We start from the raw sequence: 24,287 nt of genomic DNA, 5'->3' as shown, positions 1-24,287 counted from the left end.
TGCTGCATATTTATTACTTACCAGTCTTACCTTCCTTACGCCGTACGTACTCGCCAACGTAACGAATTCCCTTTCCTTTATATGGTTCCGGCTTCCGGGTTTCACGAATCCGGGCAGCGCAATCGCCAACCTTTTCCTTATCGATTCCGGAAATGGTAATCTGGGTTTGAGACGGGCATTCAAACTTGATACCCTCTTCTTCCTCGAAGTTTACTGGATGGGAGTACCCAACGCTCAGTACAAGGGTCTTTCCCTTCATCTGGGCACGGTACCCAACCCCGCGTAATTCGAGCTCTTTCTTAAAGCCCTTAGTAACTCCTTCAACCATGTTATTGAAGTTCGCCCGGGTTGTCCCGTGCAGCGACTTCATCTTATTATCATCTGATGGCCGGTCGAAGGACACCGTTGAACCATCAATCTTCATCGTAATCTTCTCAGGAAATTCCCGGGTTAATTCACCCTTTGGTCCCTTTACGGTTACCGTATTACCATCGCGTTTTACTTCAACGCCTTCCGGTAACTCAACTACTTTATAACCAATCCGACTCACGAGTATGCCACCTCCTGTCGTTGTTAGATCTTACCAAACGTAGGCCAATACTTCGCCACCGATGTTCTTTGCCCGGGCTTCCTTATCAGTCATAACCCCTTCTGAGGTTGACAGGATGGCAATCCCTAACCCGTTTAACACCTTCGGCACAGCGTCAGCCTTAACGTATGACCGTAATCCTGGCTTTGAAATTCGCTTAATACCAGAAATAACGCGTTCCTTGTTCTTACCATACTTCAGGAATACACGGATGATACCCTGCTTGTCATCATCAATGTATTCAACATCGCGGATAAATCCTTCATCCTTCAGGATATCAGCGATGGCATGCTTGATTTTTGATGCAGGAATTTCAACTGATTCGTGGTGCGCCATGTTAGCGTTCCGAATCCGGGTTAAGAAATCTGCAATTGGATCACTCATAGCCATGTTATTTTTGCCTCCTTCGTCCTTGTAGTCGCTGAATTACCAGCTAGCCTTCTTCATGCCAGGAATTTGTCCCTTATGAGCAAGTTCGCGCAGGCAAACACGGCATAACTTAAACTTCCGGTAAACAGAATGTGGCCGGCCACAACGTTGGCAACGGGTGTATTCCTGCGTCGAGAACTTTGCTGGCCGCTTGTTCTTAGCAATTTGTGACTTTTTAGCCAATGTTTAAACCTCCTCTTATTTAGCGAATGGCATTCCGAGCTGGGTTAACAGTTCCTTTGATTCTTCGTCGGTGTTGGCCGTCGTAACAATAACAATGTCCATCCCACGAACCTTGTTAACCTTATCAAAATCAATTTCTGGGAAGATCAGCTGTTCCCGAATCCCTAGGGTGTAGTTTCCCCGGCCGTCAAAGGCCCGCTTGCTAACACCATGGAAATCCCGCACACGCGGAAGTGAAACCGAAACCAACTTGTCTAAGAATTCGTACATCCGCTGGCCACGCAGGGTTACCTTGCAACCAATCGGCATCCCTTCACGCAGCCGGAATCCGGCAATGGACTTCTTAGCACGCGTAATCACTGGCTTCTGCCCAGCAATCAGGGTTAATTCATCAACCGCTTCGTCCAGGTTCTTGGCGTTGCTTACAGCATCACCAACCCCCATGTTGATCACGATTTTATCAACCTTAGGTGCCTGCATGATCGAAGTGTAGTTGAACTTTTCCATCATTGACGGCACGATCTCTTTTTCATACTTTTCCTTTAAACGATTTGCCATGAAGACGATGTCCTCCTTTCCTGTCAAACTAGTCTAACGTCTCGCCGGATTTTTTTGAAACCCGGACCTTCTTGCCATCGACAACCTTATACCCGACGCGGGTTGGCTTGCCGTCCTTCGGGTCGATGAGCATTACGTTTGATGCATCAATGGGAGCCTCGACTTCAATAATCCCACCGTTTGGGTTGGCATTACTTGGCTTCTGGTGCTTCTTAACGATGTTGACACCTTTAACAACCACCCGGTTAGCAGCTGGAATTACCTGTTCAACAACACCTTCCGTGCCCTTGTCCTTTCCAGCAATAACCTTAACCTTATCATTCTTCTTAACGAACATTCTTATTCGCACCTCCTTGCCAGTCGGTCATATTACAATACTTCCGGTGCTAAGGAGACGATCTTCATGAAGTCCCCGTCACGGAGTTCACGGGCAACTGGCCCGAAGATCCGCGTGCCCTTAGGTGACTTATCATCACCGATGATGACAGCAGCGTTCTCATCAAACTTAATGTATGAGCCATCTGCCCGGTGCGCACCAGATTTCGTCCGAACAACAACTGCCTTGACAACGTCACCCTTTTTGACAACGCCACCTGGTGTTGCTTGCTTAACAGTAGCAACAATAATATCGCCGATGTTAGCGGTCTTAACGCGGGAACCACCAAGGATCTTAATTACTAAGAGTTCGCGCGCCCCAGAGTTATCAGCGACTTTCAAACGACTTTCTTGTTGGATCACAGTATGTGTCCTCCTTTCGCTATTAGGTCAGAATACGAATCAAAGTAATTAAACTGCTAAATAATAACAGCCTTTTCGTTAATTTCAACTAAGCGGAACCGCTTCTTAGCTGAGAGCGGCCGTGTTTCCATGATGGTGACAATGTCGCCAATCTTAGCTTCGTTGTTTTCATCGTGGGCCATGAACTTCTTTGAGTACTTAACCCGCTTACCGTACGTCTTGTGGTTCTTGTACGTCTCAACAACAACGGTAATCGTCTTATCCATCTTGTCTGAAACAACGCGGCCCTTGTATACCTTACGCTGGTTACGTTCTTCGCTCATGCGTGGTTAACCTCCTTTTCGTATTCTTAGTTGTTTAATTCTTGTTGACGGAGTGCCGTCTTAATCCGAGCAATCGTCTTCCGAACTTCCTTAAGCCGGGCGGTGTTCTCTAACTGACCCGTTGCCAGCTGGAAACGAAGGTTGAAGAGCTCTTCTTTGTACTGCTTTTCCTTTTCAAGCATTTCATCAGTGGTTAATTCTTTAATTTCCTTAGCCTTCATTAGATTCGCCACCTACTTCCTCACGTGCTACGATCTTCGTCTTAACCGGGAGCTTGTGCGATGCTAACCGTAATGCTTCACGGGCGACCTCTTCAGGAACCCCGCCAACTTCAAACATTACCTTACCGCGCTTAACCGGTGCAACCCATCCTTCTGGCGTTCCTTTCCCGGAACCCATCCGGACACCAATAGCCTTAGCCGTGTATGACTTGTGAGGGAAAATCTTAATCCAAACCTTCCCACCACGCTTCATGTAACGCGTCATGGCAACACGGGCAGCTTCAATCTGCCGGTTGGTAATCCAATGTGAATCGAGCGCTTTTAACCCGAAGTCACCAAACGTAACGGTTTTGCCACCCTTGGCTTCGCCACGCATGTGACCACGGAACTCACGCCGATGCTTTGTCCGCTTTGGTACTAACATTGATTATTCCCCTCCTTACTTACGATCTGATTTCTTAGCAGGTAGGATTTCACCACGATAAATCCAAACCTTAACACCTAACTTACCGTATGTCGTGTGTGCTTCAACCCAGGCGTAGTCAATGTCAGCCCGCAATGTGTGCAGTGGAACCGTTCCATCTGAGAAGTGTTCGATCCGAGACATATCTGCCCCGTTTAGCCGCCCAGCAACCTGAACCTTGATTCCCTTAGCACCAGCCCGCATTGTCCGTTGAATAGCTTGCTTCATTGCCCGCCGGAAAGCAATCCGGTTCTCAAGCTGTTGAGCAATATCTTCGCCAACCAACTTAGCGTCTAAGTCAGGCTTCTTGATTTCAACAATATTGATATGAACGCGCTTGCCGGTTAGGTTGTTTAATTCTTTCCGGAGCTTTTCAACTTCGGAACCGCCCTTACCAATGACCATTCCTGGCTTAGCGGTGTGGATTGAAATGTTAACGCGCTTAGCAGCCCGTTCAATCTCAATCTGTGAGATTGAAGCGTTGGCTAACTTATTCAGAATGAACTTCCGGATACGTAAATCTTCGTGTAAGTTGGCAGCGTAATCTTTCTCAGCGTACCACTTTGCATCCCAGTCACGGATGATGCCGACACGTAATCCCGTTGGATTTACTTTTTGACCCACGCTTATCCCTCCTTATTTAACAGATACAACAACTGTGATGTGGCTTGTCCGCTTGTTAATTGGTGAAGCGGAACCCTTAGCACGAGGACGGAACCGCTTGAGTGTCGGCCCTTCGTTAGCAAACGTCTCACTAACGTATAAATCCTCAGCATCCAGATCAAAGTTGTTTTCCGCATTTGCAATTGCGGAATTCAAAACCTTTTCAACGATTTCAGCACCAGCTGTTGGTGTGAACTTTAAAATTCCAAGTGCTTCAGCAACGCTCTTGCCGCGAATCAAATCGAGGACCAGACGCGCCTTCCGTGCCGGAATTCGAACCATCCGAGCAGTTGCCTTTGCTGATGTAATTTCTTCAGCCATGTCCTAATCCTCCCTCGATTACTTAACGCCCGTTGCCTTGTCGTCACCACTGTGCCCGTGGAACGTCCGTGTTGGAACAAACTCACCGAGCTTATGACCAACCATGTCTTCTTGAATGTAAACCGGAACGTGCTTCCGACCATCATAAACGGCAATCGTATAACCAATGAAACTTGGGAAAATCGTTGACCGCCGTGACCAAGTCTTAATAACAGACTTCTTTTCCTGATCCGCCTGCGCCTCAATCTTCTTTAATAAGTGCGCATCAGCAAATGGGCCCTTTTTTAAACTCCGACTCATGTTTTTCCTCCTTTCGCTTGACCGCTAGCCGTTAATTAACGCCGCTTCCGGCCACGAATAATAAACTTGTTCGACCGCGCCTTCGTTGAACGGGTCTTCTTACCAATTGTCTTCTTACCCCATGGTGATAACGGACTTGGACGTCCAATTGGGGCTTTCCCTTCACCACCACCATGCGGGTGGTCGTTCGGGTTCATAACAGAACCACGAACCGTTGGCCGCTTTCCTGCCCAACGGTTCCGGCCGGCCTTACCAATATTAATCAGCGAGTGTTCTTCGTTACCGACCGTTCCGATCGTTGCCCGACACGTTAAGAGAATCATCCGGGTTTCACCAGATGTTAACCGTACAATGGCATATTTGCCTTCCTTACCAAGCAACTGAGCTGAAGCGCCGGCTGACCGAACTAACTGGCCCCCCTTACCTGGCTTTAACTCAATGTTGTGAATAACGGTTCCGACTGGGATGTTAGTTAACGGTAACGTGTTTCCGACTTTAATATCGGCATCCGCACCTGATTCAACCTTCATGCCCACTTTTAAGCCCTTTGGCGCCAGGATGTATGACTTTGTTCCGTCCTCGTAAACAATCAAAGCAATGTTGGCTGACCGGTTTGGATCATATTCGATTGCCTTAACCGTTGCAGGAACGTTATCCTTAGTCCGCTTAAAGTCAACCAGACGGTACTGGCGCTTGTGGCCACCGCCCCGGTGCCGCACGGTAATGTGACCGTATGAGTTCCGGCCAGCAGTCTTGCTTTGTGATACAAGCAGTGACTTTTCTGGCTTCGTCTTTGTGATTTCAGCAAAGTCGGAACTGGTCATGTTACGACGACCGTTAGTGGTTGGTTTGTATTTTTTGATTCCCACTTTGTTTCCCTCCTACTCTAGAATTATTCTTCGGCGAATAACTTAATTTCGTCTGAATCGGCAGTTAAAGTAACGATTGCCTTACGACGCTTCTTTGTGTAGCCTTCGTAACGGCCCATCCGCTTCTTTTTACCCTTAATGTTCATGATGTTGACCTTAGCGACCTTAACGTTGAACACTTCTTCAACAGCGTTCTTCACCTGGGTCTTCGTGGCGCGAACATCAACGTCAAACTGGTAACGCTTGTTGTCCATTTCAGCCATGGAGGCTTCCGTAACAACCGGGCGTAAAATTACATCGCGTACATCCATTATGCAAGAACCTCCTCTACTTGAGAAAGAGCTTCTTTGGTAATGACCATCTTGTCATTCTTAGCCACGTCTAAGACGTTCAGACCTTTAGCCGGAATCACCGTAACGTTTGCAAGGTTCCGTGCAGCTAAAGCAGCTTTCTCATTATCATTTTCAAGAACTACTAAAACCTTTGTCTTCACATCTAGGTTAGCCAGCACCTGTGCAAATTCCTTCGTCTTTGGTGCGTCGAACTGAAGCGCGTCAACAACAACAAGACTGTTGTCAACGACCTTCTGTGACAGCACTGACTTGATTGCTAAGCGCCGCACCTTCCGTGGTAATTTGTAGCTGTATGACCGTGGTTGTGGGCCGAAAACCGTTCCACCACCAACCCACTGTGGAGCACGGATGGAACCTTGCCGGGCACGACCGGTACCCTTTTGCCGCCACGGCTTCTTACCCCCACCTGAAACGGCACGCCGGTTCTTAACCGCGTGTGTTCCCTGCCGGCGGGAAGCCTGCTGCATGATTACCGCGTCAAAGATTACGTTGTCGTTTGGTTCGATACCAAAAATGCTGTCGTTTAATTCAACTTCACCATTCTTGCTACCATCCTGTTTAAATAATGCAACTTTAGGCATTGACTGATCCTCCCTTCCTTAGTTTATTTAACCGTACTCTTAACGATAACGTATGACTTATTTGCGCCAGGAACGTTACCCTTAATTAACAGTACGCCGTTTTCTGTATCAGCCTTAACGATTTCAAGGTGTTGGATCGTAACCTGCTTACCACCCATCCGTCCTGGGAGCATCTTACCCTTAAATACCCGGTTGATGATAACCCCCATTGAACCTGGACGCCGGTGGTAACGTGACCCGTGGGCCATTGGTCCACGGTGTTGGTTCCAACGCTTAATGTTACCCTGGAAGCCTTTACCCTTGGACGTACCCGTTACATCAACGATGTCGCCTGCTTCGAATACGTCAGCGTTTAATTCGTCACCAACGTTGTAATCTCCCAGCTCAACATCCCTGATTTCACGAACGAAGCGCTTAGGAGCAGTTTTAGCTTTTGCTGCATGACCTTCAGCCGGCTTTGTGGCACGAACAGCCTTCTGGTCGTCAAACCCAAGCTGGATTGCTTCGTAACCATCGTTTTCCATTGTCTTAACCTGCATAACAACGTTTGGGTTAACGGCAACAACGGTAACCGGAACCAGCTCACCTTTTTCGGTGAAGACCTGCGTCATTCCGACTTTCTTTCCTAAGATTCCTTTTGTGGCCATGAGTACACCTCCAATTTTTTGTAATGCTTAATTATAACTTGATTTCAATGTCAACCCCGGACGGTAAATCAAGTTTCATTAATGAATCAACCGTCTTAGGTGTTGGGTTCACGATATCGATTAACCGCTTGTGCGTCCGAATTTCGAACTGTTCCCGTGAATCCTTGTACTTGTGCGGTGAACGGATAACCGTGTACAGTGTCCGCTCCGTCGGCAACGGGATTGGGCCTGAGATCATTGCCCCTGTCCGCTTAGCGGTTTCAACAATCTTGTCCGCTGATTGGTCGAGAATCCGGTGCTCGTAAGCCTTAAGCCGGATCCGAATCTTTTGCTTAGCCATTTAGTTCCCTCCTTCGTCTATTTTAAAAATAAGACTTGCTCCGTGAAAATTACCGTCACGCTCATGGCAAAGCATCCGGGCGTGTCGCAACCTTTCACATCATCGCTCAAATGTGCATACTTGCCCCCTGACAAGCACGTTTAATATCATATTACTTTTAGTCCTCAAATACAAGGGGTAATCATTGGTTTTATGCGGATTCATCTTCTTTCCTACGTTCTTTTTTTATTATTCAACCAGGAGAGTGCCCCATTATTCACAAAAAACGGGGCCACGGTCTTACCGTCGCCCCGTAATAACCACTCTGATGGTTACTTGGTAAACCCATACCTTTTATTGAACCGGTCAACCGCACCATCAGCCTTAGCCGACTTCTGCTTCCCGGTAAAGAATGGGTGTGAATCACATGAAATTTCAACCCGAATCAATGGGTACGTGTTGCCGTCTTCCCACTCTACGGTTTCGTCTGATGTTGCCGTTGAGCCTGACAAGAACTTGTAGCCCGTTGATGAGTCCATGAACACTACCTGATGGTAATCTGGATGAATCCCCTGCTTCATTGTGTTTCGCTCCTTTGCCCTGGGTCATTTGCTGAGCCAGAGTTAAATTAATAGTACGCCAGTCATCATACCATGAATACTAGTTAACCGCAATTACCTTTTCCCCGGAAAGTCAACCTTTTCGATTTGGCAACAAAAATCAGCGTTATCCTTCGTTTGGCGCATCATTTTTAGTACCCGGCTGGTGTCTTGAATAGGGTTATTACCAATCATCTTTCGAACCCTCCATGCCGCATCGAGGGTTGGCTTATCTAAAAGCAACTCCTCTTTCCGCGTTCCTGAGCGCTTAATATCCACCGCCGGAAAAATTCGCCGTTCCGCTAATTCCCGTGAAAGTTGCAGCTCCTGGTTACCAGTCCCCTTAAATTCTTCAAAAATAACATCGTCCATCCGGCTACCAGTATCAACCAACGCCGTGGCAAGAATTGTCAGGCTGCCACCATCCTCGATATTCCGGGCGGCCCCAAAGAACCGCTTAGGCTTAAAGAGCGCCGTAGGATCCAATCCCCCGGAAAGTGTCCGGCCACTCGGCGGAACGACCAAATTATACGCCCGGGCGAGGCGAGTAAGGGAATCCAGTAAAATCACAACGTTCTGTTTATCCTCCACCAGCCGCATTGCGCGTTCAAGGACCAATTCGGCCACCCGCACGTGATTCTCCGGCCGCTGATCAAACGTTGAATAAACGACCTCACCTTTCACGCTGCGCTCAAGGTCCGTCACTTCCTCAGGCCGTTCATCAATCAACAAAATAATTACGTGGGCATCCGGGTAGTTAGCAGTAATCCCCTTAGCCATCCGTTTTAAAAGGCTAGTCTTTCCGGCCTTAGGCGGAGCAACAATCAACCCCCGTTGTCCAAAACCAACCGGTGCAAAAAGATCCACCAGCCGGGGGGCTAGCGGACCTTTTCCGGTTGCAAGCTTCATTTGTTGGGTCGGATAAACGGGGGTTAATCCCGGGAAATGAGGACGATCCTTAGCTTGCTCCGGGTCCTTCCCGTTTACCGTATCCACCCGCATTAATCCGTGGTATTTATCATTATGGCGGGGAGGACGGACAACCCCAGCAACCTCATCCCCGTTCCGGAGACCAAACCGGCGAATTTGAGAAATGGACACATAAATATCCTCCTGGGACGGGCCATAGTTCAACGGCCGTAAAAAACCATACCCTTCGCTTGGAATAATATCGAGGATTCCTTGCATATAGTAATAACCGGCTTCTTGCGCTGCCGCCCGGACAACCGCTAATGCCAGTTCCTTTTTATTCATTTTACTGTAATACGGGATTTCATACCGTTTAGCATCCTCATACAGTTCCCGGAGCGTTTTTTTCTCCAGTTCGCGTAACGTTACCCCGCTTTTTTTTGGACTTTTTTCCACAACTACTCCTCCCCGGTCGTATTGTTAACCACCTCAATGTTAACGTGTAATCCGCGGAACTTCGCGATAATCCGATCATACCCGCGAAGAATATTATCGGCGTGCTCAATTACGGTTGTCCCGTCCGCCATCAACGCCGCTCCTAACAAGGCTACCCCGGCCCGAATATCATTAGCCATAATCGTTGTCCCGTGAAGCTCTGTTGAATGGTCAATTCGAATAACCCCATCATGGGCCGTAATCTTTCCGCCCAACATCTGCATGTACTTAACGTGCTGAATCCGCTTAGGGTAAAGCGTGTCAATCACCGTCGACGTCCCCTGCGCACACATTAATAACGGCGTAATGGGCTGCTGAAGATCAGTCGCAAAGCCAGGGAATGGAGCCGTTGTTACGGTAATTGGGCGAAGCCGGTCGTTTCCCGGAACGTAAATCTTATCATCATCAATCTCAAGGTGAACACCCATTTCAGTCATTTTAGCGATAAACGGATCAAGGTGTTCCTTAATTACGTTACGAACCAGCACCCCGTCACCGTTAGCCGCTGCAAAGGCAAGGTAAGTCCCCGCTTCGATCCGATCCGGAATAATCGTGTGGGTATTTTGGGCCCGCAAATGAGCCACCCCTTCAATCCGAATGACCCCCGTTCCGGCTCCCCGAATTCGGGCACCCATGTTATTTAAAAAGGTTGCTAAATCAATAATTTCCGGCTCCTTGGCGGCGTTTTCGATGATGGTCGTTCCGTGTGCTTTAACAGCTGCTAAAAGCACGTTAATCGTGGCTCCCACGGATACCAAATCGAAGAAAATATGGGCCCCGTGCAGTCCTTCCGGTCCGGTCGTAATACGGACGGTATCACCCTGCTCAACAACCGTCGCCCCCAAAGCACGGAACCCCTTAATATGCTGATCAATTGGGCGAGGACCAATGTTATCGCCTCCAGGGAAACTAACCGTAGCCTGCCCAAACCGGCCAAGAAGTGCCCCCATAAAGTAGTAGGACGCCCGAAGACTTCGAATCACATCCCCCGGAAGTGGCGCCTGAACAATCGTCGTGGGATCAATCAATAATTCACCGTGGTTAAACCGCGATTTAACGTTCATTGATTTTAAAATTAGCATTAGGTTATGCACGTCCAGAATATCCGGAACGCTATCAAACTTAACGGGCGTTTCCGCTAATACCGTCGCCGGAATCAACGCAACGGTACTATTTTTGGCCCCACCAATCGTTACCTCACCGGATAACCGCTGGCCGCCCCTGACAATCATCTTCTTCATTCCACGTTATCTCCATCTATCGTATCATTCACAATAGTTCAAAACTTGAACCCGTGTACCTCTTATAATTCTAGCGAACAGCCTTACCCGACGCAAGCACAATCACTAGCCTTTTAAAGAATCGCTAAAAGCGTATTACTCTATTTTTTATCCAATTAGGGGACACAAAAAACCGGCTGGTAAAAACCAACCGGTTTTTGCAAACGGAGCGCACTAATTAACCAGCGTTGCCACCGTTCTTCTTAATAATTTCTTCTTGAATGGACTTCGGTACAGCCTCGTAGTGATCCATAGACATCGTAAACGTTCCCCGTCCCTGAGTAGCAGACCGCAACGTTGTGGCGTACCCAAACATCTCAGCCAACGGAACGTAGGCGTGAACTAACTGCGCGTTCCCCCGAGCTTCCATTCCGTCAACCCGACCACGCCGAGCAGTAACGTGACCCATGACGTCCCCAAGGTTATCTTCTGGCGTAACGATATCAACCTTCATGATTGGTTCAAGGATTACGGCGCCAGCATCCTTAGCAGCATTCTTCAATGCCAGGGATGCAGCCACCTTGAAGGCCGCTTCACTCGAGTCGACTTCGTGGTAACTACCATCATAAAGCTTAGCCTTAACGTCGATCAGCGGGTACCCAGCCAATACACCATTGGCCATGGCTTCCTTTAACCCCTGTTCAACTGATGGAATGTATTCGCGCGGAACAACCCCACCGACAATGGCGTCCTCAAACTCAAAGCCCTTGCCTTCCTCGTTCGGGGTGAATTCAATCCAAACATCCCCGTACTGTCCTTTACCACCAGATTGCCGAACAAACTTACCCTGAGCAGAAACCTGCTTAGTAAAGGTTTCACGGTAAGCAACCTGTGGTTCACCGATCTTAGCTTCCACGTGGAATTCACGCTTCATCCGGTCAACGATGATGTCTAGGTGCAATTCACCCATTCCGGCAATCAGCGTTTCACCCGTTTCAGGGTTTGTTTCAGCCTTGAAGGTTGGATCTTCTTCGGCCAACTTTTGAAGGGCAATGTCCATCTTATCCTGGTCAGCCTTTGAACTTGGCTCAACGGAAACCTGAATAACTGGGTCCGGGAATTCCATTGATTCAAGTAATAACGGGTGATCCGGATCAGTCAGGGAGTCCCCAGTAGTTGTGTTCTTCAACCCAATAGCAGCGGCAATGTCCCCGGAGAATACTTCTGGGATTTCCTTCCGCTGGTTAGAGTGCATTTGGAGAAGCCGCCCGACCCGTTCACGCTTGTTTTTAGTTGCGTTCAGCACGTACGAACCTGACTCCAGCGTTCCGGTGTAAACCCGCAGGTATGTCAACCGCCCAACAAATGGGTCCGTCGCAATCTTGAAAGCTAACCCAGCGAATGGCTTAGTATCATCAGCAATCAAGTCAACTTCTTCTTCCGTCTCTGGGTCCGTCGCAGTGTATGGCTTAACGTCCAATGGTGATGGCAGGTAGTCGTTCACCCCATCAAGCATCATCTGAACACCCTTGTTCTTAAAAGCAGAACCAGCAAAGACCGGGTAAAGGTCGAGGTTTAACGTTGCCTTCCGGATCGCCTTCTTCAGCTCCTCTGAACTAATTTCGTCCCCTTCGAGATACTTCTCCATGATGTCATCGTCAACGTCAGCAACGGCTTCAATCATGGCGTCCCGCTTAGCCTGCGCCTCTTCTTTGTAGTCATCCGGAATATCAACAACATCCCATTCTGACCCAAGTTCGTCTTCATCGTAAAGGTCAGCCTTCATTTCGATTAGATCGATAACTCCCTTGAAGTTATCTTCAGCCCCGATTGGCATTTGAACCGGAACCGGGTTAGCCTGTAACCGGTCCCGAATGGTATCAACGGAGTAGTCGAAGTTCGCCCCAATCTTATCCATCTTATTAACGAACACAATCCGCGGAACCCCGTATTCCGTTGCCTGCCGCCATACATTTTCAGTCTGTGGTTCTACCCCAGACTGACCATCAAGAACAACAATCGCACCGTCAAGAACCCGGAGTGACCGTTCAACTTCGGCCGTAAAATCCACGTGCCCTGGCGTGTCAATGATGTTAATTCGGTGATCCTTCCACTGAGCAGTCGTTGCGGCAGACGTAATCGTAATCCCCCGTTCCTGTTCCTGCTCCATCCAGTCCATTTGGGAAGCACCATCATGTGTTTCACCGATTTTATGAATTTTTCCCGTGTAATACAGAATCCGTTCGGTCGTCGTCGTCTTCCCAGCATCAATGTGGGCAACAATCCCGATGTTCCGCGTCTTTTCCAATGGGAATTCACGTTTGTTAGCCATTGAGAATCTTCTCCTTCCACAAAATGTGTGCGTTGCGTTTGCTTAGTTTCAAAAAAATGGCCATTATAGTCACAGCCATAATAGCCACTTGAATAATTACCAGCGGTAGTGTGCGAACGCCCGGTTAGCTTCAGCCATCCGGTGCGTATCTTCACGCTTCTTAACGGAAGCACCGGTGTTGTTAGATGCATCGATGATTTCCTTAGCCAGCCGCTCTGACATTGTGTGTTCACCACGCAGCCGGGCATAGCTTACAATCCACCGTAAGCCCAACGTTGTCCGTCGTTCTGGCCGCACTTCGATCGGAACCTGGTAGTTTGACCCACCAATCCGCCGGGCCTTAACTTCAAGAACAGGCATGACGTTCTTCATGGCCTCTTCGAATACTTCGATCGGATCATTACCGGTCTGTTCCTTAATCATGTCAAATGCTTCGTATAAAATCTTTGAAGCCTTACCACGCTTCCCGTCCAACATCAACCGGTTGATTAACCGCGTAACCAACTTAGAGTTGTAAATTGGATCTGGCAGCACTTCACGCTTCTGTACGCCACCTTTTCTTGGCATTTAAAAAACCTCCTCGAGTTCTAAATCCGTTCTCGCCTTACTTCTTCTTAGGCTTCTTCGTACCGTACTTGGAACGACCCTGACGCCGGTCCTCAACACCAGCAGTATCAAGCGCTCCACGAACGATGTGGTAACGAACCCCAGGAAGGTCCTTTACACGACCACCACGAACTAACACAACACTGTGTTCCTGAAGGTTGTGGCCGATTCCTGGAATGTAGGCAGTCACTTCCATCAGGTTTGACAGCCGCACACGTGCGTACTTCCGTAAAGCTGAGTTAGGCTTCTTCGGAGTCATTGTACCAACACGCGTTGCAACTCCCCGCTTCTGTGGAGATGGGTTAGCAACCTGAACCTTCTTGTAACTGTTGTACCCGTAGTTTAATGCCGGGGACTTTGACTTTGAACCTTTAGACTTACGCCCTTTCCGAACTAATTGGTTAATTGTAGGCATCTAAAGCTTCCTCCTTCCTGTTATTAATCAAAATCAAGCACACACATCCAGGAGTTTCTTTTTGAGGGTTAAAAAACAACGGTGTGCGAGCAATGTATGCTAACCTGCTCCCAGTCAGCATGATCCCGTCAGAACGGGAGAACTGTTCACATCAGCACCTCGACTAGAATACCATGCAAACCGAAAGGGTGTCAATTCCCCGTTCAAATTAATTATTCTGCTAAGTTCACCTGATTACCTGCTATTTATAATTAGAAGGAGGCTAGGTTAACTATATGTGGATACTTCGTTTAACCCTTATTTTAGGGGGCGCCATGATAGGTGGATCGTTTGCCGTTTGTGTTGCTGACCGGTACGTTACTAACCAATCATTATGGGACCGCTCTAGGTGTGATCAGTGTCATCACCCCCTAAGTTGGTGGCAATTACTACCTATTTTAGGCTTTTTTCTTCAACACGGGCACTGTCATTGGTGCCACCACCCTTTAAGTTGGCGGTTTCCCGTAAGCGAGCTTTTTTGCGCCCTGTTGGCCCTAGGAGGAACCTTATGGCTTAAATTTCCTCCCACCGAATTCATCATCCTTATTACGTGGCTAACCATCCTTACGCTGGAGGATCACGCAACTCGGACCGTCCACCCCTACGCGCTTTGGGGAGGCGCCCTCATCCTTACCTGTTTTAATCTTCACCAATGTTGGATTAATCTTTACCACACGTGGATCCTTCTTCTCCTGTCACTTGGCGGACTAGGTATCCTCGTTTTAAAAAAACAACTTGGAAGTGCAGATCTTATTCTCATCAGTCTTTGGGCGCTTCGGTATGGCATCTATTTCACATGGGAAGTCGTATTAATTGCCGCTTTTATCACACTTTTTTACATTATCGACAAGCACACAACCCAACCTGTTCCCTTCATTCCGTTTTTAGTGTGTGCGTTAGGAATTGGATTCTGCCTTTTAAAATAAAAACCTCTAGGGGTAATTCTGCCCTGAGGATTTAAGTCCCAGTTATTCTCGTTTACCGTTTTTTTCCATCGGTTCGTTTATGCGACTTAATTCCTAAAAAGCTAAGGATTCCTGCAATTATCAAACGCCCCCTTCCCCGCAATCCATTAACCTACTGATCACCAGTATCTAACAACCGGTTAGCATACTGTAAGGTATCCTCTTGTTTGGTGTTTAGCTTACGCGGAAAACTTATCGTTTGCCAAATTCAGCGTCTTCCTAAACTTTTATTTTACGGTTCTTAGATCAACGTCACAATTTCGTAATATTTACAAAACACGCAGTCCTAAGCCTTTTATCTGTCAAAGAATCACATTTTCCAAACACCGCACTTTTCATTTAATAAAAAGTGTGATAGCGTCGGTTTTGTTCAGTACAATGGAGGGATAAAATTGGATCTTCAACGCGTACGTCAATTAATGACCCACGGACAACCTTATAATGATAATGACCCCGCGATCATTGCTGCGCGAAACCATGCATACCGTGTATGCCGCCAGTTCAACCGGGAAGTTATTCTTCATGATACATATCACTTTGAATTATTAATCCACCTCTTCGCTCACGCCGGCGATAATCTTCATATCGAGCCATCATTTATGTGTGAGGTAGGTTGTAATATCTCTGTTGGGAACCACCTTTTTGTCAATCATGACGCCGTCTTTATGGATGGTGGTCAAATTACGATTGGAAACAACGTGGAAATTGGTCCTAAGGTAGGAATTTACACAATTAATCATTCCGAAAACCCCGCGGAACACAACCGTGAAATCCTACGAGCAAAACCAGTGACGATCGGGAACGGCGTTTGGATCGGGGGAAGCGCAACAATTCTCGGCGGGGTTACAATTGGCGATTGCGCTGTCATTGGTGCCGGCAGCGTCGTGACACACAATGTTGCTGCCCATACTGTTGTTGCCGGCAATCCTGCCCGCGTTATTCGGAAAACCCACGAAGAGCCGTGGCAATTCCAAAAACAATAGGATTATAGCTAATAGATCCAATAATTAATTTAACTAGCAACTTACCAGGTTTGTTAAATTTAAGTTTATCCGGTACAATGAAACCTTAGGTTATGATAAAGGAGAACAGCTATGCAGACACAAATTTGGCATCAAACGCTAGTAGGTTTTACCGTTCTTGTAACGATGATTAGCGGCGGAACAGTTTTAGCAACATCCAACAATATGCCCGCTTCTACCCGGGCAGTATCAATATCACCAGTTACACAGCCACGACTTGAGCGGTCATCAAATATTCCGCTCTCCGACAGCTTTGGCGACACTTTTAAATTATCAAACGTTTTAGATAACGTAACCACTCCGAGTGTTCCGGTAACCCTATACGAGCCGACCACGCCGAGCCTCGATTCAAAAAGCAATCCGTCAACGGAAGTAAATGAAATTAACACAGAACAGGGGACGTCATCGAGCGTAGCTGCTTCAGCGGACAGCGACACCACAATGTCGACATCATCATCGACGCCAACGAGCGCTTCCTCCATCCAATACATTTCATCTGCAGCAACCCCAAGTTTTGATTTTACAACCATCTCAAGTGCATCGCAGGTTGCAAACAATGCCGTTGACATTTCCGGATTAACAACTACCAAGGGAAAACACCATGATAAGGGTGATCACCTGTCAAGTGTTAAAGTTACATCCACCTCTTCTTCATCTAAAAAAATGCAAGAAAACAAGCACCACTTACCAGCAACTGGTAATCAAATTGTTCCGTGGCTGATTATTCCGGGATTGCTTAGTTTAATTGGCGCTGGTGCGCTCCTTAATAACCGGTGGCACAGCTAATCTATTGATAAAACATATAAAATAAGCGGGAAGAACATAGGTTCACCCCGCTTTAATTTATGTCAACAAGATCCCCCGCCAAACCCAGTTGATATAATTAAAGAATTTTGTGGTGCTTTAAGCAATTAAAAAGAACCATGCCCACAAGGCATGGTTCTTTTTACTTCTTGCGAAGGACCGCTTGAACGTTCTTAACCTCATCTGGCGTTGGTTCTCCCCGTCCCATCTTCAAGGAGTGCACCTTCTCAACCGGAAGGTGGCTTGCCAGCGAGAAGTCGGCATCCGTCCAGTGATGCTGATCTTCGTACTCAATAATGGCCCTTGCCAATTTGTTCATATCCATCTGGTTGCCTCCTGCCACATAATATCTGCTACCAGCATAGCATATTTTTTTACCGTTGAATATTAAATTACCTATTCGCCGGCAGCTGCCTTAACAAAGGCCGCGAACAGTCCCTCTGGCCGTTGCGGCCGTGACAGAAATTCAGGGTGATACTGGGAAGCAACGAAAAACCGCTTGCTTGGAATTTCAATTACCTCAACCAGTCGGTTGTCTGGAGACGTTCCTGAAAAGACCAAGCCGTGATCCTGCATGATCTCCCGGTATTTGTTGTTAAACTCGTAACGATGCCGGTGCCGCTCTTGAATAACCTCTTCGTTATTGTAGGCCGCTGCTGCCACAGTTCCCGGCTTAAGCTTACACGGGTATGCTCCCAACCGCTGGGTACCCCCCTTATCCTCAACGCCGTTTTGGTCTGCCATCAAGTCGATAATCTTATTCTTGCAATCTGGGTAAACCTCCGCCGTATGTGCGTCCTCAATGCCACACACGTCACGGGCAAACTCAATGCTAGCCATCTGCATTCCCAGACAAACCCCGAGGTATGGAATATCATTTTCCCGAACGTACCGGATAGCTTGTATCATCCCTTCAAGGCCGCGATCCCCGTATCCGCCCGGAACGATCACTCCATCATAGTTCTTTAACCGGGACGCAACGTTTTCCGCCGTAATCTCTTCAGCGTTGATGTAATCAATGGTTACCTTCCGGTTAATGGCGTATCCTGCATGCCGAAGTGCTTCATTAACGGAAATGTAAGCATCCTGCAACTCAACGTACTTTCCAACCAGAGCGATCTTCACGTTTCCTTGAAGATGCCGCACGCGGTCACACAGCTCTTGCCATTCAGTCATATCAGCAGCCGGAACATCCAATCCCAGCTTATCGCACACGATTTGGTCAAGGTTTTGCGCCTGCAAATTCAACGGAATCTGGTAGAGCGTATCCACGTCCATTGACTCAATGACCGCCTCTGGTTCCACGTCACAGAAGTTTGAAATCTTATTCCGCATTGATTGAGAAATTGGTTTTTCCGTCCGAACAACAAGAACGTTTGGCTGAATCCCCAATCCCCGAAGTTCCTTAACGCTGTGCTGCGTTGGCTTAGTCTTCATTTCTCCAGCCGCCCGGAGGTACGGAATTAGCGTCGTGTGGATGTACACAACGTTATCCGCTCCCACCTCCGACTTCATTTGCCGAAGAGCTTCCAGGAATGGCAGGGATTCAATGTCACCAACTGTCCCCCCGATTTCAGTAATAACAACGTCAGCGTCCGTCACCTTTGCGGCCCGCATAATCTTTTCCTTAATCATGTCCGTGATATGCGGGATTACCTGGACGGTTGCACCTAAATATCCCCCGCGACGTTCCTTATCCAATACTTCCGAGTAAATTTTCCCCGTCGTGACGTTGGAGTACTTGTTTAACCGAACGTCAATAAACCGTTCGTAGTGGCCAAGATCCAGGTCCGTTTCCGTTCCGTCGTCCGTTACAAAAACTTCCCCGTGCTGGTACGGGCTCATCGTTCCGGGATCAACGTTGACATACGGATCAAACTTCTGCACCGTAATCTTTAATCCGCGGTTCTTAAGCAGTCGTCCTAAGGAAGCTGCCACAATCCCCTTTCCCAGAGAAGAGACCACGCCACCAGTAACAAAAATATATTTAGTCATTCTTCCGCTCCTTCGTCTTATTTGGGGAAATAAATAAACAAACTCCCTATTCACTAGTGAATAGGGAGCATCCCGTTCAATTAACACCGTGGATTCCCACGGAGAGCCCGAAAATCATTCTACATAAATTGATCAAACGCGTCAAGTAATTATTCATCTTCCGGGTTAATCGCTGACAACTGTCCTTCAATCCCGTCTTCCAAACCATCATCAACAGTTTGATTCTCCTCGTCGTCCTCATCATAATCCGTAACGTTAGTAGCAAACGCCTTGTTTAAATCAGCGGAACTATTAAAGGCAACCACGTCGTCATCTTCATCCGTGGTATTAGCGAGCGCATTAACCCGTGGCCGCTTCTTAGCTGATGCATCCTCATCCTCACCGTGCACTAGGGCCTCATCAATTGAATCGTACGGGTACCACGCCCGGAGCCCCCACATGTTTTCACCAAGGGAAATGAACCCCCCATCAACGTTTAGATCCGCATAAAACTGCGGCAGACGATTCCGGATTTCCTGATCGCTTTTTCCCAGATAATCCTGCATGGCGTTCGTCAAGTCCGCGAACGCCATCGGCTCACCGTTTTCTTTTAAAATTTCGTGTGCCACTTCAATCAGTGACAATTCGCTCTTGTCAGCGCCTGCGAATTTTTTTAACTCCACTCTGGTACACGTCCTTTCTGCAGTCTACTCCATATCTTACAATGTTAGGCATTGAAATGCAATCTAATCTGGTATTTTCCCAACGATTGGCCGTCCGTATACAACCGGTAATCAATTGCAACCGTCCCCATCAAGGGTGCCTGGTTAACCGCCACGTTGAGGTTCGTTGTCTCGGTATCAATCGGGATCAACCCATAAGGGGTCCGGTACGTAGCTTCCACCCGTTGGTTAGCCGCAAAGAATAGCTTCATCTGTAGTTCCTCGTGGTTGCGACTCAGCCGAACCGTCCCGTCCGCCTTAATGCGCATCGTCACCACTGCCGGCAACTGGTCTTCAAGCTGCTCATCATACCGCAGATAAAAGGTATCACCCATCTGAACGTAGTGACCGGCAACGTCTTGGGTTAGATCATCCCGGTTCCCGTCCTGCCAATGCCGGGTTTCAATGTGAATATTGACCGGGATTCCGCGTTCTGCCATCGCCCTCACTCCCTCGTTTTAATTCGTTACCTGCTATTATACCCGTTTCCCCAGAAGCAACCAACTCCCGGAAACGGAATGATATAATGAAGGCGAATTCTGTTTATAGAAAGGAGTGCGGTGATCATCGCCGAATTACTTCCCGTTGAAAAGGTCCTCCGTGACCCGATTCATAATTACATTTATATTCAACACCGGGTTATTCTTGACCTGATTAATACCCGAGAATTTCAGCGGCTCCGTCGAATCAAACAACTGGGAACCACCAGTCTTACCTTCCACGGTGCTGAACATACCCGGTTCACCCATTCAGTTGGGGTCTACGAGATTGCCCGGCAAATTTGTGACCTCTTTGCCCGAAAATACCCCCAGCAAACGGTAGGCGCGGCAGGATGGGATGACCACGAACGCTTAGTAACGTTGTGTGCCGCCCTCCTGCATGACGTGGGCCACGGCGCCTACTCACACACCTTTGAACACATTTTTCATACTGACCACGAAGCCATGACCCGGGCAATCATTACAAGCCCCCAAACGGAGGTCAACCAGATTTTGCGTCGGGTAAGCCCGGATTTTCCCGTGCAAGTGGCTAGTGTCATTGCAAAAAAGTATCCAAACCAACAGGTGGTGCAGATCATTTCTAGCCAAATTGACGCGGACCGGATGGACTACCTCCTCCGGGATTCGTATTATACGGGGGCAAACTACGGGACGTTTGACCTTACGCGGATTCTACGGGTGATGCGCCCTGATAAAAATGGCATCAGCTTTCAAATTCAAGGAATGCACGCTGTGGAAGATTACATTGTAAGCCGGTTTCAGATGTACCAACAAGTTTACTTTCACCCCGTTTCCCGCGCCATGGAAGTTATCCTTGACCACCTTCTCATGCGGGCACAAAGGCTCTTTACAGACGGACAACTCACCGATGAACTAACGGTTAACTTTCTCGCCCCGTTCTTTGAACACCACGCTACCCTGAACGATTACCTTCAGCTCGATGATGGCGTGCTCAATACCTGCTTTGCCCGGTGGCGGAACCACCCGGACAAAATTTTGAGTGACCTGGCTACCCGATTCCTGGACCGGCACCCGTTTAAGTCGGTCCAGGTAACCCCCGCAACGAAGAAACTGGTAGCCAAGCTGCAGCAACTTGTAGCCGCTGCCGGGTTTGACGCTGCCTACTACACGGCAACCAACGATAGCTATGACCTGCCGTACGATGCGTACGATCCGCACGCTAAGAAACCCCGCACACAGATTGAACTTACCCAAAAAGACGGTAGCCACATCGAGCTTTCTCAGATTAGTAATCTCGTAGCGGCCATTACGGGAAAAGTTCAGGGGGACGAACGCTTCTTCTTCCCCAAAGAAATGCTCGCTCAAAACGCTCAAACTGAAATCTTTGCGCCAGTTTATGCTGAATTTAACCGGCACATCCACAACGACCAAATCATTTCCCAGGAGGGCTAGTTAATGACAATTAAACTAGTTGCATCTGATATCGATAACACGCTACTCACGCCGGATAAAAAACTTACCGCTCGAACCATTGCAGCAATTCACGCTGCAAGGAAGCAGGGGGTTCACGTTGTTTTATGCACGGGCCGACCACTCACCGGGGTGGCCCCCCTATTAGAACAACTCGGGTTGACCTCAGCTTCTGACTACGTCATCACCCTCAACGGCGCGCAAGTGCAACGGGCAACGGGCGAGCAGCTTTTTGCTAGCACAATCCCACTGAGCGAATACCAGCAACTTGTACCATACTTCACCCGAATAGGGATTAACATGCACATGGTAACCCTTGATTCAAACGTGTACGTCCACCAACCCGATGTCGGCTACTACACGGTTTTCGACACGTACCACACTAAAATGCACCTGCACGTTATCCCCCTTAACCAACTTCCCGCTGATATTCAAATTGCTAAGTACATGATGGCGGATGAACCCGCTAAAATTGACGCAGCAATCCGACAACTTCCCACCGTCATTACGAAACACTTTTACTGCGTTCGAAGCGAACGTTTTTTCTACGAACTCCTCAATAAACAAGCAACAAAGGGAAATGCTGTCATCGCCCTGGCAGACCATCTCGCCGTTACCGCCGATGAAGTGATGACCTTAGGTGATGAAAATAACGACCTTCCAATGATTACCCAGGCCGGATTAGGGGTTGCGATGGGCAATGCTAATCCTCAAGTAAAAGCAGCGGCTCAAGCAGTAACCACTGACAACAACCATGACGGCGTTGCCCGGGCAATCGAGAAATACGTCCTCACTCCATCTAAAACAGATCATTCTGCTTCTGGTAAAGACCGTTAACTGCGTGCCTTTTTCTTCTTAAACTCGCAAAAACACCATAACGGAAAGTGATTTCGCATCAAAATTGATGCCGCACCTCCATTACGGTGTTTTTAGAAAATTATAATTTACCGTTTTACCTAATTACTACTTTGATCGCTACTATCAATTTGATCCGCAGCTGGCATTGGGATACTATCCTGCTTATTCTGGTTACTAAATTTCTCGCGAACAGTTGTCCAGGTCATCGTATTAGCCATATCACCCTTAGTCTCGTAGTTTTGCGTCTTCCAATAGCACGTTAATGGCTGGTGAGTATGAACATCCACCGTATACCTAATAATTAACTGTTTGGTTTTACCCTTCTCCATACCAGCCCACATGATTTTTTGAACGCCGGCGTTATTCTTCTTGGTCAATTTCACGGTAATTGTTTCGGTATTCCCGTGGCGTTTAACCGTTGCGTACTTTTGAAGTGCATCTAGTATTTGCAACTGCAGCGAATTGATCTTGTAATTGTCATAAAGTTTGTGAATCTCATCTAAGGCATCATTGTTGGGAACAAAGCGCTGGTTTGGCCGCTGTGCAAACACATCATGGCCATTAGTAAAAACGTTCACTTCCATCACTTTTCCATCCTGTTGGGTGTACCCATGAATGTTTTCGGTATTATCACCAGCATACTTAATTGTTCCGCGGTCTTTCGAGCCTTCCTTTGACCCGCCCTTTTTCTGCTGGGCATTGACCGCCCGGAACTCAACAATCCCACTCTTATCCTGACGAGCCGTACTAATAAACGTACCAATTTCCTGTTGGGCTTGCTTACCGGTTAATGTTTGGGCGTGAACAGTTTCATAACCCAGCCCGCTAAGAAGTAAGATTCCCCCAATTAGTCCCGCAATCTTCCATTTTCCCTTCATCATAATGTCTCCCTCTTACACTAAATTGTTTTAATTAAAAAGAAATTAAAATAAAAGCCGGCTTTCACCAGCAACTAATCGGGAAAACAGGATTTGAACCTGCGACCCCCACGTCCCGAACGTGATGCTCTACCAAACTGAGCTATTTCCCGATAACGGATTTAATTATAGTACGGCTGTCAGGATTACACAATCCTGAAATGCACCCAGTAGGAGTCGAACCTACAACCTTCTGATTCGTAGTCAGACACTCTATCCAGTTGCGCTATGGGTGCATAGTGCCGAGGACCGGGATCGAACCGGTACGGTAATCACTTACCGCGGGATTTTAAGTCCCGTGCGTCTGCCAATTCCGCCACCCCGGCATAAGCGGAAAACGGGATTCGAACCCGCGACCCCCACCATGGCAAGGTGATGTTCTACCTCTGAACTATTTCCGCATACTATCTAGTTATGGGCTATTCGCACAAGCCCGAAGCGGAAAACGGGATTCGAACCCGCGACCCCCACCATGGCAAGGTGATGTTCTACCTCTGAACTATTTCCGCATAACCAGGGTAATTACTATCCTTAAATACGGGTGAAGGGATTTGAACCCCCACGTCATAAGACACTAGAACCTAAATCTAGCGCGTCTGCCAATTCCGCCACACCCGCATAAGCTATCAAATGAGTCGTGACAGGCTCGAACTGTCGACCCTTGGATTAAAAGTCCAATGCTCTACCAACTGAGCTAACGACTCAATAAATATAATGGAGGATACAGGGCTCGAACCTGTGACCTCCTGCTTGTAGGGCAGATGCTCTCCCAGCTGAGCTAATCCTCCATTAAAAGCACGGCGACGTCCTACCCTCACAGGGGGCGGTCCCCCAACTACTCTCGGCGCGCTGAAGCTTAACTACTGTGTTCGGCATGGGAACAGGTGTATCCTTCAGGCCATCATCACCGCACTCTTTCCTT

33 protein-coding genes, 8 tRNA genes and 1 rRNA gene are annotated in these 24,287 nt (G+C 47.9%); 5 read left to right on the top strand and 37 right to left on the bottom strand.

All coding sequences use genetic code 11. The annotated features are described in order from the left end of the window. Positions 1-13: 13 nt before the first annotated feature. From rplF to rpsL, 23 genes are all read right to left on the bottom strand, one after another. Complete coding sequence (gene rplF, locus ACI3E1_RS03555) at positions 14-550, bottom strand: 50S ribosomal protein L6 (protein ID WP_405024291.1); 537 nt, start codon at positions 548-550, stop codon at positions 14-16. Positions 551-580: 30 nt separating this feature from the next. After that, complete coding sequence (gene rpsH / locus ACI3E1_RS03550) at positions 581-979, bottom strand: 30S ribosomal protein S8 (RefSeq protein ID WP_405024290.1); 399 nt, start codon at positions 977-979, stop codon at positions 581-583. 36 nt (positions 980-1,015) lie between these two features. Further along, positions 1,016-1,201: a type Z 30S ribosomal protein S14 gene (locus ACI3E1_RS03545; protein ID WP_283582040.1), complete on the bottom strand. Its 186-nt coding sequence runs from the start codon at positions 1,199-1,201 to the stop codon at positions 1,016-1,018. Between the two features lie 15 nt (positions 1,202-1,216). Beyond that, the gene (gene rplE, locus ACI3E1_RS03540; RefSeq protein ID WP_283618281.1) at positions 1,217-1,759 is read right to left on the bottom strand and encodes a 50S ribosomal protein L5; all 543 of its coding nucleotides are present in this window, start codon (positions 1,757-1,759) and stop codon (positions 1,217-1,219) included. Between the two features lie 28 nt (positions 1,760-1,787). Continuing rightward, complete coding sequence (rplX, locus tag ACI3E1_RS03535; protein WP_283582038.1) at positions 1,788-2,096, bottom strand: 50S ribosomal protein L24; 309 nt, start codon at positions 2,094-2,096, stop codon at positions 1,788-1,790. Positions 2,097-2,128: 32 nt separating this feature from the next. Then, positions 2,129-2,497 carry a 50S ribosomal protein L14 gene (gene rplN / locus ACI3E1_RS03530; protein ID WP_283582037.1) on the bottom strand — a complete coding sequence of 123 codons (369 nt, stop codon included), beginning with the start codon at positions 2,495-2,497 and terminating at the stop codon, positions 2,129-2,131. A 56-nt stretch (positions 2,498-2,553) separates the two neighbouring features. Further along, on the bottom strand, positions 2,554-2,820 hold the full coding sequence (rpsQ, locus tag ACI3E1_RS03525; RefSeq protein ID WP_283582036.1) for a 30S ribosomal protein S17: 267 nt from the start codon (positions 2,818-2,820) through the stop codon (positions 2,554-2,556). 26 nt (positions 2,821-2,846) lie between these two features. Then, entirely contained in the window at positions 2,847-3,041 is a 195-nt protein-coding gene (gene rpmC / locus ACI3E1_RS03520) for a 50S ribosomal protein L29 (RefSeq protein ID WP_283582035.1), read from the bottom strand. Then, the gene (gene rplP / locus ACI3E1_RS03515; RefSeq protein WP_405024289.1) at positions 3,031-3,465 is read right to left on the bottom strand and encodes a 50S ribosomal protein L16; all 435 of its coding nucleotides are present in this window, start codon (positions 3,463-3,465) and stop codon (positions 3,031-3,033) included. The genes rpmC and rplP overlap by 11 nt, the downstream gene beginning before the upstream one ends. Before the next feature lie 15 nt (positions 3,466-3,480). Beyond that, the gene (gene rpsC, locus ACI3E1_RS03510) at positions 3,481-4,128 is read right to left on the bottom strand and encodes a 30S ribosomal protein S3 (protein WP_283618283.1); all 648 of its coding nucleotides are present in this window, start codon (positions 4,126-4,128) and stop codon (positions 3,481-3,483) included. A gap of 12 nt (positions 4,129-4,140) precedes the next feature. Next, positions 4,141-4,488, bottom strand: a complete 348-nt coding sequence (gene rplV, locus ACI3E1_RS03505; RefSeq protein ID WP_283582032.1) for a 50S ribosomal protein L22 — start codon at positions 4,486-4,488, stop codon at positions 4,141-4,143. 18 nt (positions 4,489-4,506) lie between these two features. Next, positions 4,507-4,788, bottom strand: a complete 282-nt coding sequence (gene rpsS, locus ACI3E1_RS03500; protein ID WP_283582031.1) for a 30S ribosomal protein S19 — start codon at positions 4,786-4,788, stop codon at positions 4,507-4,509. 35 nt (positions 4,789-4,823) lie between these two features. Continuing rightward, on the bottom strand, positions 4,824-5,657 hold the full coding sequence (rplB, locus tag ACI3E1_RS03495) for a 50S ribosomal protein L2 (RefSeq protein WP_405024288.1): 834 nt from the start codon (positions 5,655-5,657) through the stop codon (positions 4,824-4,826). A gap of 23 nt (positions 5,658-5,680) precedes the next feature. Continuing rightward, positions 5,681-5,968 carry a 50S ribosomal protein L23 gene (gene rplW / locus ACI3E1_RS03490; protein WP_405024287.1) on the bottom strand — a complete coding sequence of 96 codons (288 nt, stop codon included), beginning with the start codon at positions 5,966-5,968 and terminating at the stop codon, positions 5,681-5,683. Further along, positions 5,968-6,591 carry a 50S ribosomal protein L4 gene (rplD, locus tag ACI3E1_RS03485; RefSeq protein ID WP_405024286.1) on the bottom strand — a complete coding sequence of 208 codons (624 nt, stop codon included), beginning with the start codon at positions 6,589-6,591 and terminating at the stop codon, positions 5,968-5,970. The genes rplW and rplD overlap by 1 nt, the downstream gene beginning before the upstream one ends. 23 nt (positions 6,592-6,614) lie before the next feature. Beyond that, the gene (rplC, locus tag ACI3E1_RS03480) at positions 6,615-7,238 is read right to left on the bottom strand and encodes a 50S ribosomal protein L3 (protein ID WP_283618285.1); all 624 of its coding nucleotides are present in this window, start codon (positions 7,236-7,238) and stop codon (positions 6,615-6,617) included. Between the two features lie 31 nt (positions 7,239-7,269). Then, entirely contained in the window at positions 7,270-7,578 is a 309-nt protein-coding gene (gene rpsJ, locus ACI3E1_RS03475) for a 30S ribosomal protein S10 (protein WP_405024285.1), read from the bottom strand. 311 nt (positions 7,579-7,889) lie between these two features. Then, the gene (locus ACI3E1_RS03470) at positions 7,890-8,138 is read right to left on the bottom strand and encodes a type B 50S ribosomal protein L31 (RefSeq protein WP_405024284.1); all 249 of its coding nucleotides are present in this window, start codon (positions 8,136-8,138) and stop codon (positions 7,890-7,892) included. A gap of 93 nt (positions 8,139-8,231) precedes the next feature. Continuing rightward, positions 8,232-9,521 carry a transcription termination factor Rho gene (rho, locus tag ACI3E1_RS03465; RefSeq protein WP_405024283.1) on the bottom strand — a complete coding sequence of 430 codons (1,290 nt, stop codon included), beginning with the start codon at positions 9,519-9,521 and terminating at the stop codon, positions 8,232-8,234. Between the two features lie 2 nt (positions 9,522-9,523). Beyond that, on the bottom strand, positions 9,524-10,801 hold the full coding sequence (locus ACI3E1_RS03460) for a UDP-N-acetylglucosamine 1-carboxyvinyltransferase (RefSeq protein ID WP_405024282.1): 1,278 nt from the start codon (positions 10,799-10,801) through the stop codon (positions 9,524-9,526). Between the two features lie 217 nt (positions 10,802-11,018). Further along, positions 11,019-13,112 carry an elongation factor G gene (fusA, locus tag ACI3E1_RS03455; RefSeq protein WP_405024281.1) on the bottom strand — a complete coding sequence of 698 codons (2,094 nt, stop codon included), beginning with the start codon at positions 13,110-13,112 and terminating at the stop codon, positions 11,019-11,021. Between the two features lie 96 nt (positions 13,113-13,208). Then, positions 13,209-13,679 (bottom strand): 30S ribosomal protein S7, encoded by a 471-nt coding sequence (rpsG, locus tag ACI3E1_RS03450; protein ID WP_283582021.1) that lies wholly within the window; start codon positions 13,677-13,679, stop codon positions 13,209-13,211. Positions 13,680-13,716: 37 nt separating this feature from the next. Further along, a complete protein-coding gene (gene rpsL / locus ACI3E1_RS03445; protein WP_405024280.1) occupies positions 13,717-14,133 on the bottom strand; it encodes a 30S ribosomal protein S12 in 417 nt (138 codons plus the stop codon). Positions 14,134-14,408: 275 nt separating this feature from the next. On the opposite strand from rpsL, the gene ACI3E1_RS03440 reads away from it, so the two are divergent. From ACI3E1_RS03440 to ACI3E1_RS03430, 3 genes are all read left to right on the top strand, one after another. After that, positions 14,409-15,098, top strand: a complete 690-nt coding sequence (locus tag ACI3E1_RS03440; protein ID WP_405024279.1) for a prepilin peptidase — start codon at positions 14,409-14,411, stop codon at positions 15,096-15,098. 431 nt (positions 15,099-15,529) lie between these two features. Then, the gene (locus tag ACI3E1_RS03435; protein WP_405024278.1) at positions 15,530-16,120 is read left to right on the top strand and encodes a sugar O-acetyltransferase; all 591 of its coding nucleotides are present in this window, start codon (positions 15,530-15,532) and stop codon (positions 16,118-16,120) included. A 111-nt stretch (positions 16,121-16,231) separates the two neighbouring features. Further along, positions 16,232-16,945: an LPXTG cell wall anchor domain-containing protein gene (locus ACI3E1_RS03430; RefSeq protein WP_405024277.1), complete on the top strand. Its 714-nt coding sequence runs from the start codon at positions 16,232-16,234 to the stop codon at positions 16,943-16,945. Between the two features lie 160 nt (positions 16,946-17,105). Here ACI3E1_RS03430 and ACI3E1_RS03425 read toward each other — a convergent pair whose 3' ends face one another. From ACI3E1_RS03425 to ACI3E1_RS03410, 4 genes are all read right to left on the bottom strand, one after another. After that, complete coding sequence (locus tag ACI3E1_RS03425) at positions 17,106-17,288, bottom strand: LBP_cg2779 family protein (protein ID WP_405024276.1); 183 nt, start codon at positions 17,286-17,288, stop codon at positions 17,106-17,108. A 71-nt stretch (positions 17,289-17,359) separates the two neighbouring features. Then, a complete protein-coding gene (locus tag ACI3E1_RS03420) occupies positions 17,360-18,958 on the bottom strand; it encodes a CTP synthase (protein WP_405024275.1) in 1,599 nt (532 codons plus the stop codon). Between the two features lie 149 nt (positions 18,959-19,107). After that, positions 19,108-19,620: a DNA-directed RNA polymerase subunit delta gene (gene rpoE / locus ACI3E1_RS03415; protein WP_405024274.1), complete on the bottom strand. Its 513-nt coding sequence runs from the start codon at positions 19,618-19,620 to the stop codon at positions 19,108-19,110. Between the two features lie 44 nt (positions 19,621-19,664). After that, complete coding sequence (locus ACI3E1_RS03410) at positions 19,665-20,099, bottom strand: DUF1934 domain-containing protein (RefSeq protein WP_405024273.1); 435 nt, start codon at positions 20,097-20,099, stop codon at positions 19,665-19,667. A 120-nt stretch (positions 20,100-20,219) separates the two neighbouring features. Here ACI3E1_RS03410 and ACI3E1_RS03405 point away from each other — a divergent pair, with 120 nt between their 5' ends. After that, the gene (locus tag ACI3E1_RS03405; RefSeq protein ID WP_405024272.1) at positions 20,220-21,572 is read left to right on the top strand and encodes an HD domain-containing protein; all 1,353 of its coding nucleotides are present in this window, start codon (positions 20,220-20,222) and stop codon (positions 21,570-21,572) included. A gap of 3 nt (positions 21,573-21,575) precedes the next feature. Next, complete coding sequence (locus ACI3E1_RS03400) at positions 21,576-22,427, top strand: Cof-type HAD-IIB family hydrolase (protein ID WP_405024271.1); 852 nt, start codon at positions 21,576-21,578, stop codon at positions 22,425-22,427. A gap of 119 nt (positions 22,428-22,546) precedes the next feature. Here ACI3E1_RS03400 and ACI3E1_RS03395 read toward each other — a convergent pair whose 3' ends face one another. The 10 genes from ACI3E1_RS03395 to rrf all read right to left on the bottom strand — a co-directional run bounded on the left by ACI3E1_RS03395 (position 22,547) and on the right by rrf (position 24,277). Next, entirely contained in the window at positions 22,547-23,329 is a 783-nt protein-coding gene (locus tag ACI3E1_RS03395; RefSeq protein ID WP_405024270.1) for a hypothetical protein, read from the bottom strand. Between the two features lie 75 nt (positions 23,330-23,404). Next, positions 23,405-23,478 (bottom strand) — tRNA-Pro (locus ACI3E1_RS03390). Positions 23,479-23,527: 49 nt separating this feature from the next. After that, positions 23,528-23,601 (bottom strand) — tRNA-Arg (locus tag ACI3E1_RS03385). A 4-nt stretch (positions 23,602-23,605) separates the two neighbouring features. Continuing rightward, positions 23,606-23,691: transfer RNA gene (locus ACI3E1_RS03380), tRNA-Leu, on the bottom strand. A gap of 3 nt (positions 23,692-23,694) precedes the next feature. Beyond that, positions 23,695-23,766, bottom strand: a tRNA-Gly gene (locus ACI3E1_RS03375). Between the two features lie 36 nt (positions 23,767-23,802). Next, positions 23,803-23,874: transfer RNA gene (locus ACI3E1_RS03370), tRNA-Gly, on the bottom strand. Positions 23,875-23,901: 27 nt separating this feature from the next. Beyond that, positions 23,902-23,983 (bottom strand) — tRNA-Leu (locus ACI3E1_RS03365). 13 nt (positions 23,984-23,996) lie between these two features. Continuing rightward, positions 23,997-24,069: transfer RNA gene (locus tag ACI3E1_RS03360), tRNA-Lys, on the bottom strand. Between the two features lie 11 nt (positions 24,070-24,080). Next, positions 24,081-24,153 (bottom strand) — tRNA-Val (locus tag ACI3E1_RS03355). A 7-nt stretch (positions 24,154-24,160) separates the two neighbouring features. Beyond that, a 5S ribosomal RNA gene (gene rrf / locus ACI3E1_RS03350) occupies positions 24,161-24,277 on the bottom strand. Positions 24,278-24,287 lie beyond the last annotated feature (10 nt).

Origin of the sequence: Ligilactobacillus sp. LYQ139, from assembly GCF_045033025.1 — a bacterium.
In the GTDB taxonomy this organism is placed as follows: Bacteria; Bacillota; Bacilli; order Lactobacillales; family Lactobacillaceae; genus Ligilactobacillus.
The sequence above is the reverse complement of the archived record's forward strand: the minus strand, read 5'-3'. Positions and strand labels throughout refer to the sequence as shown.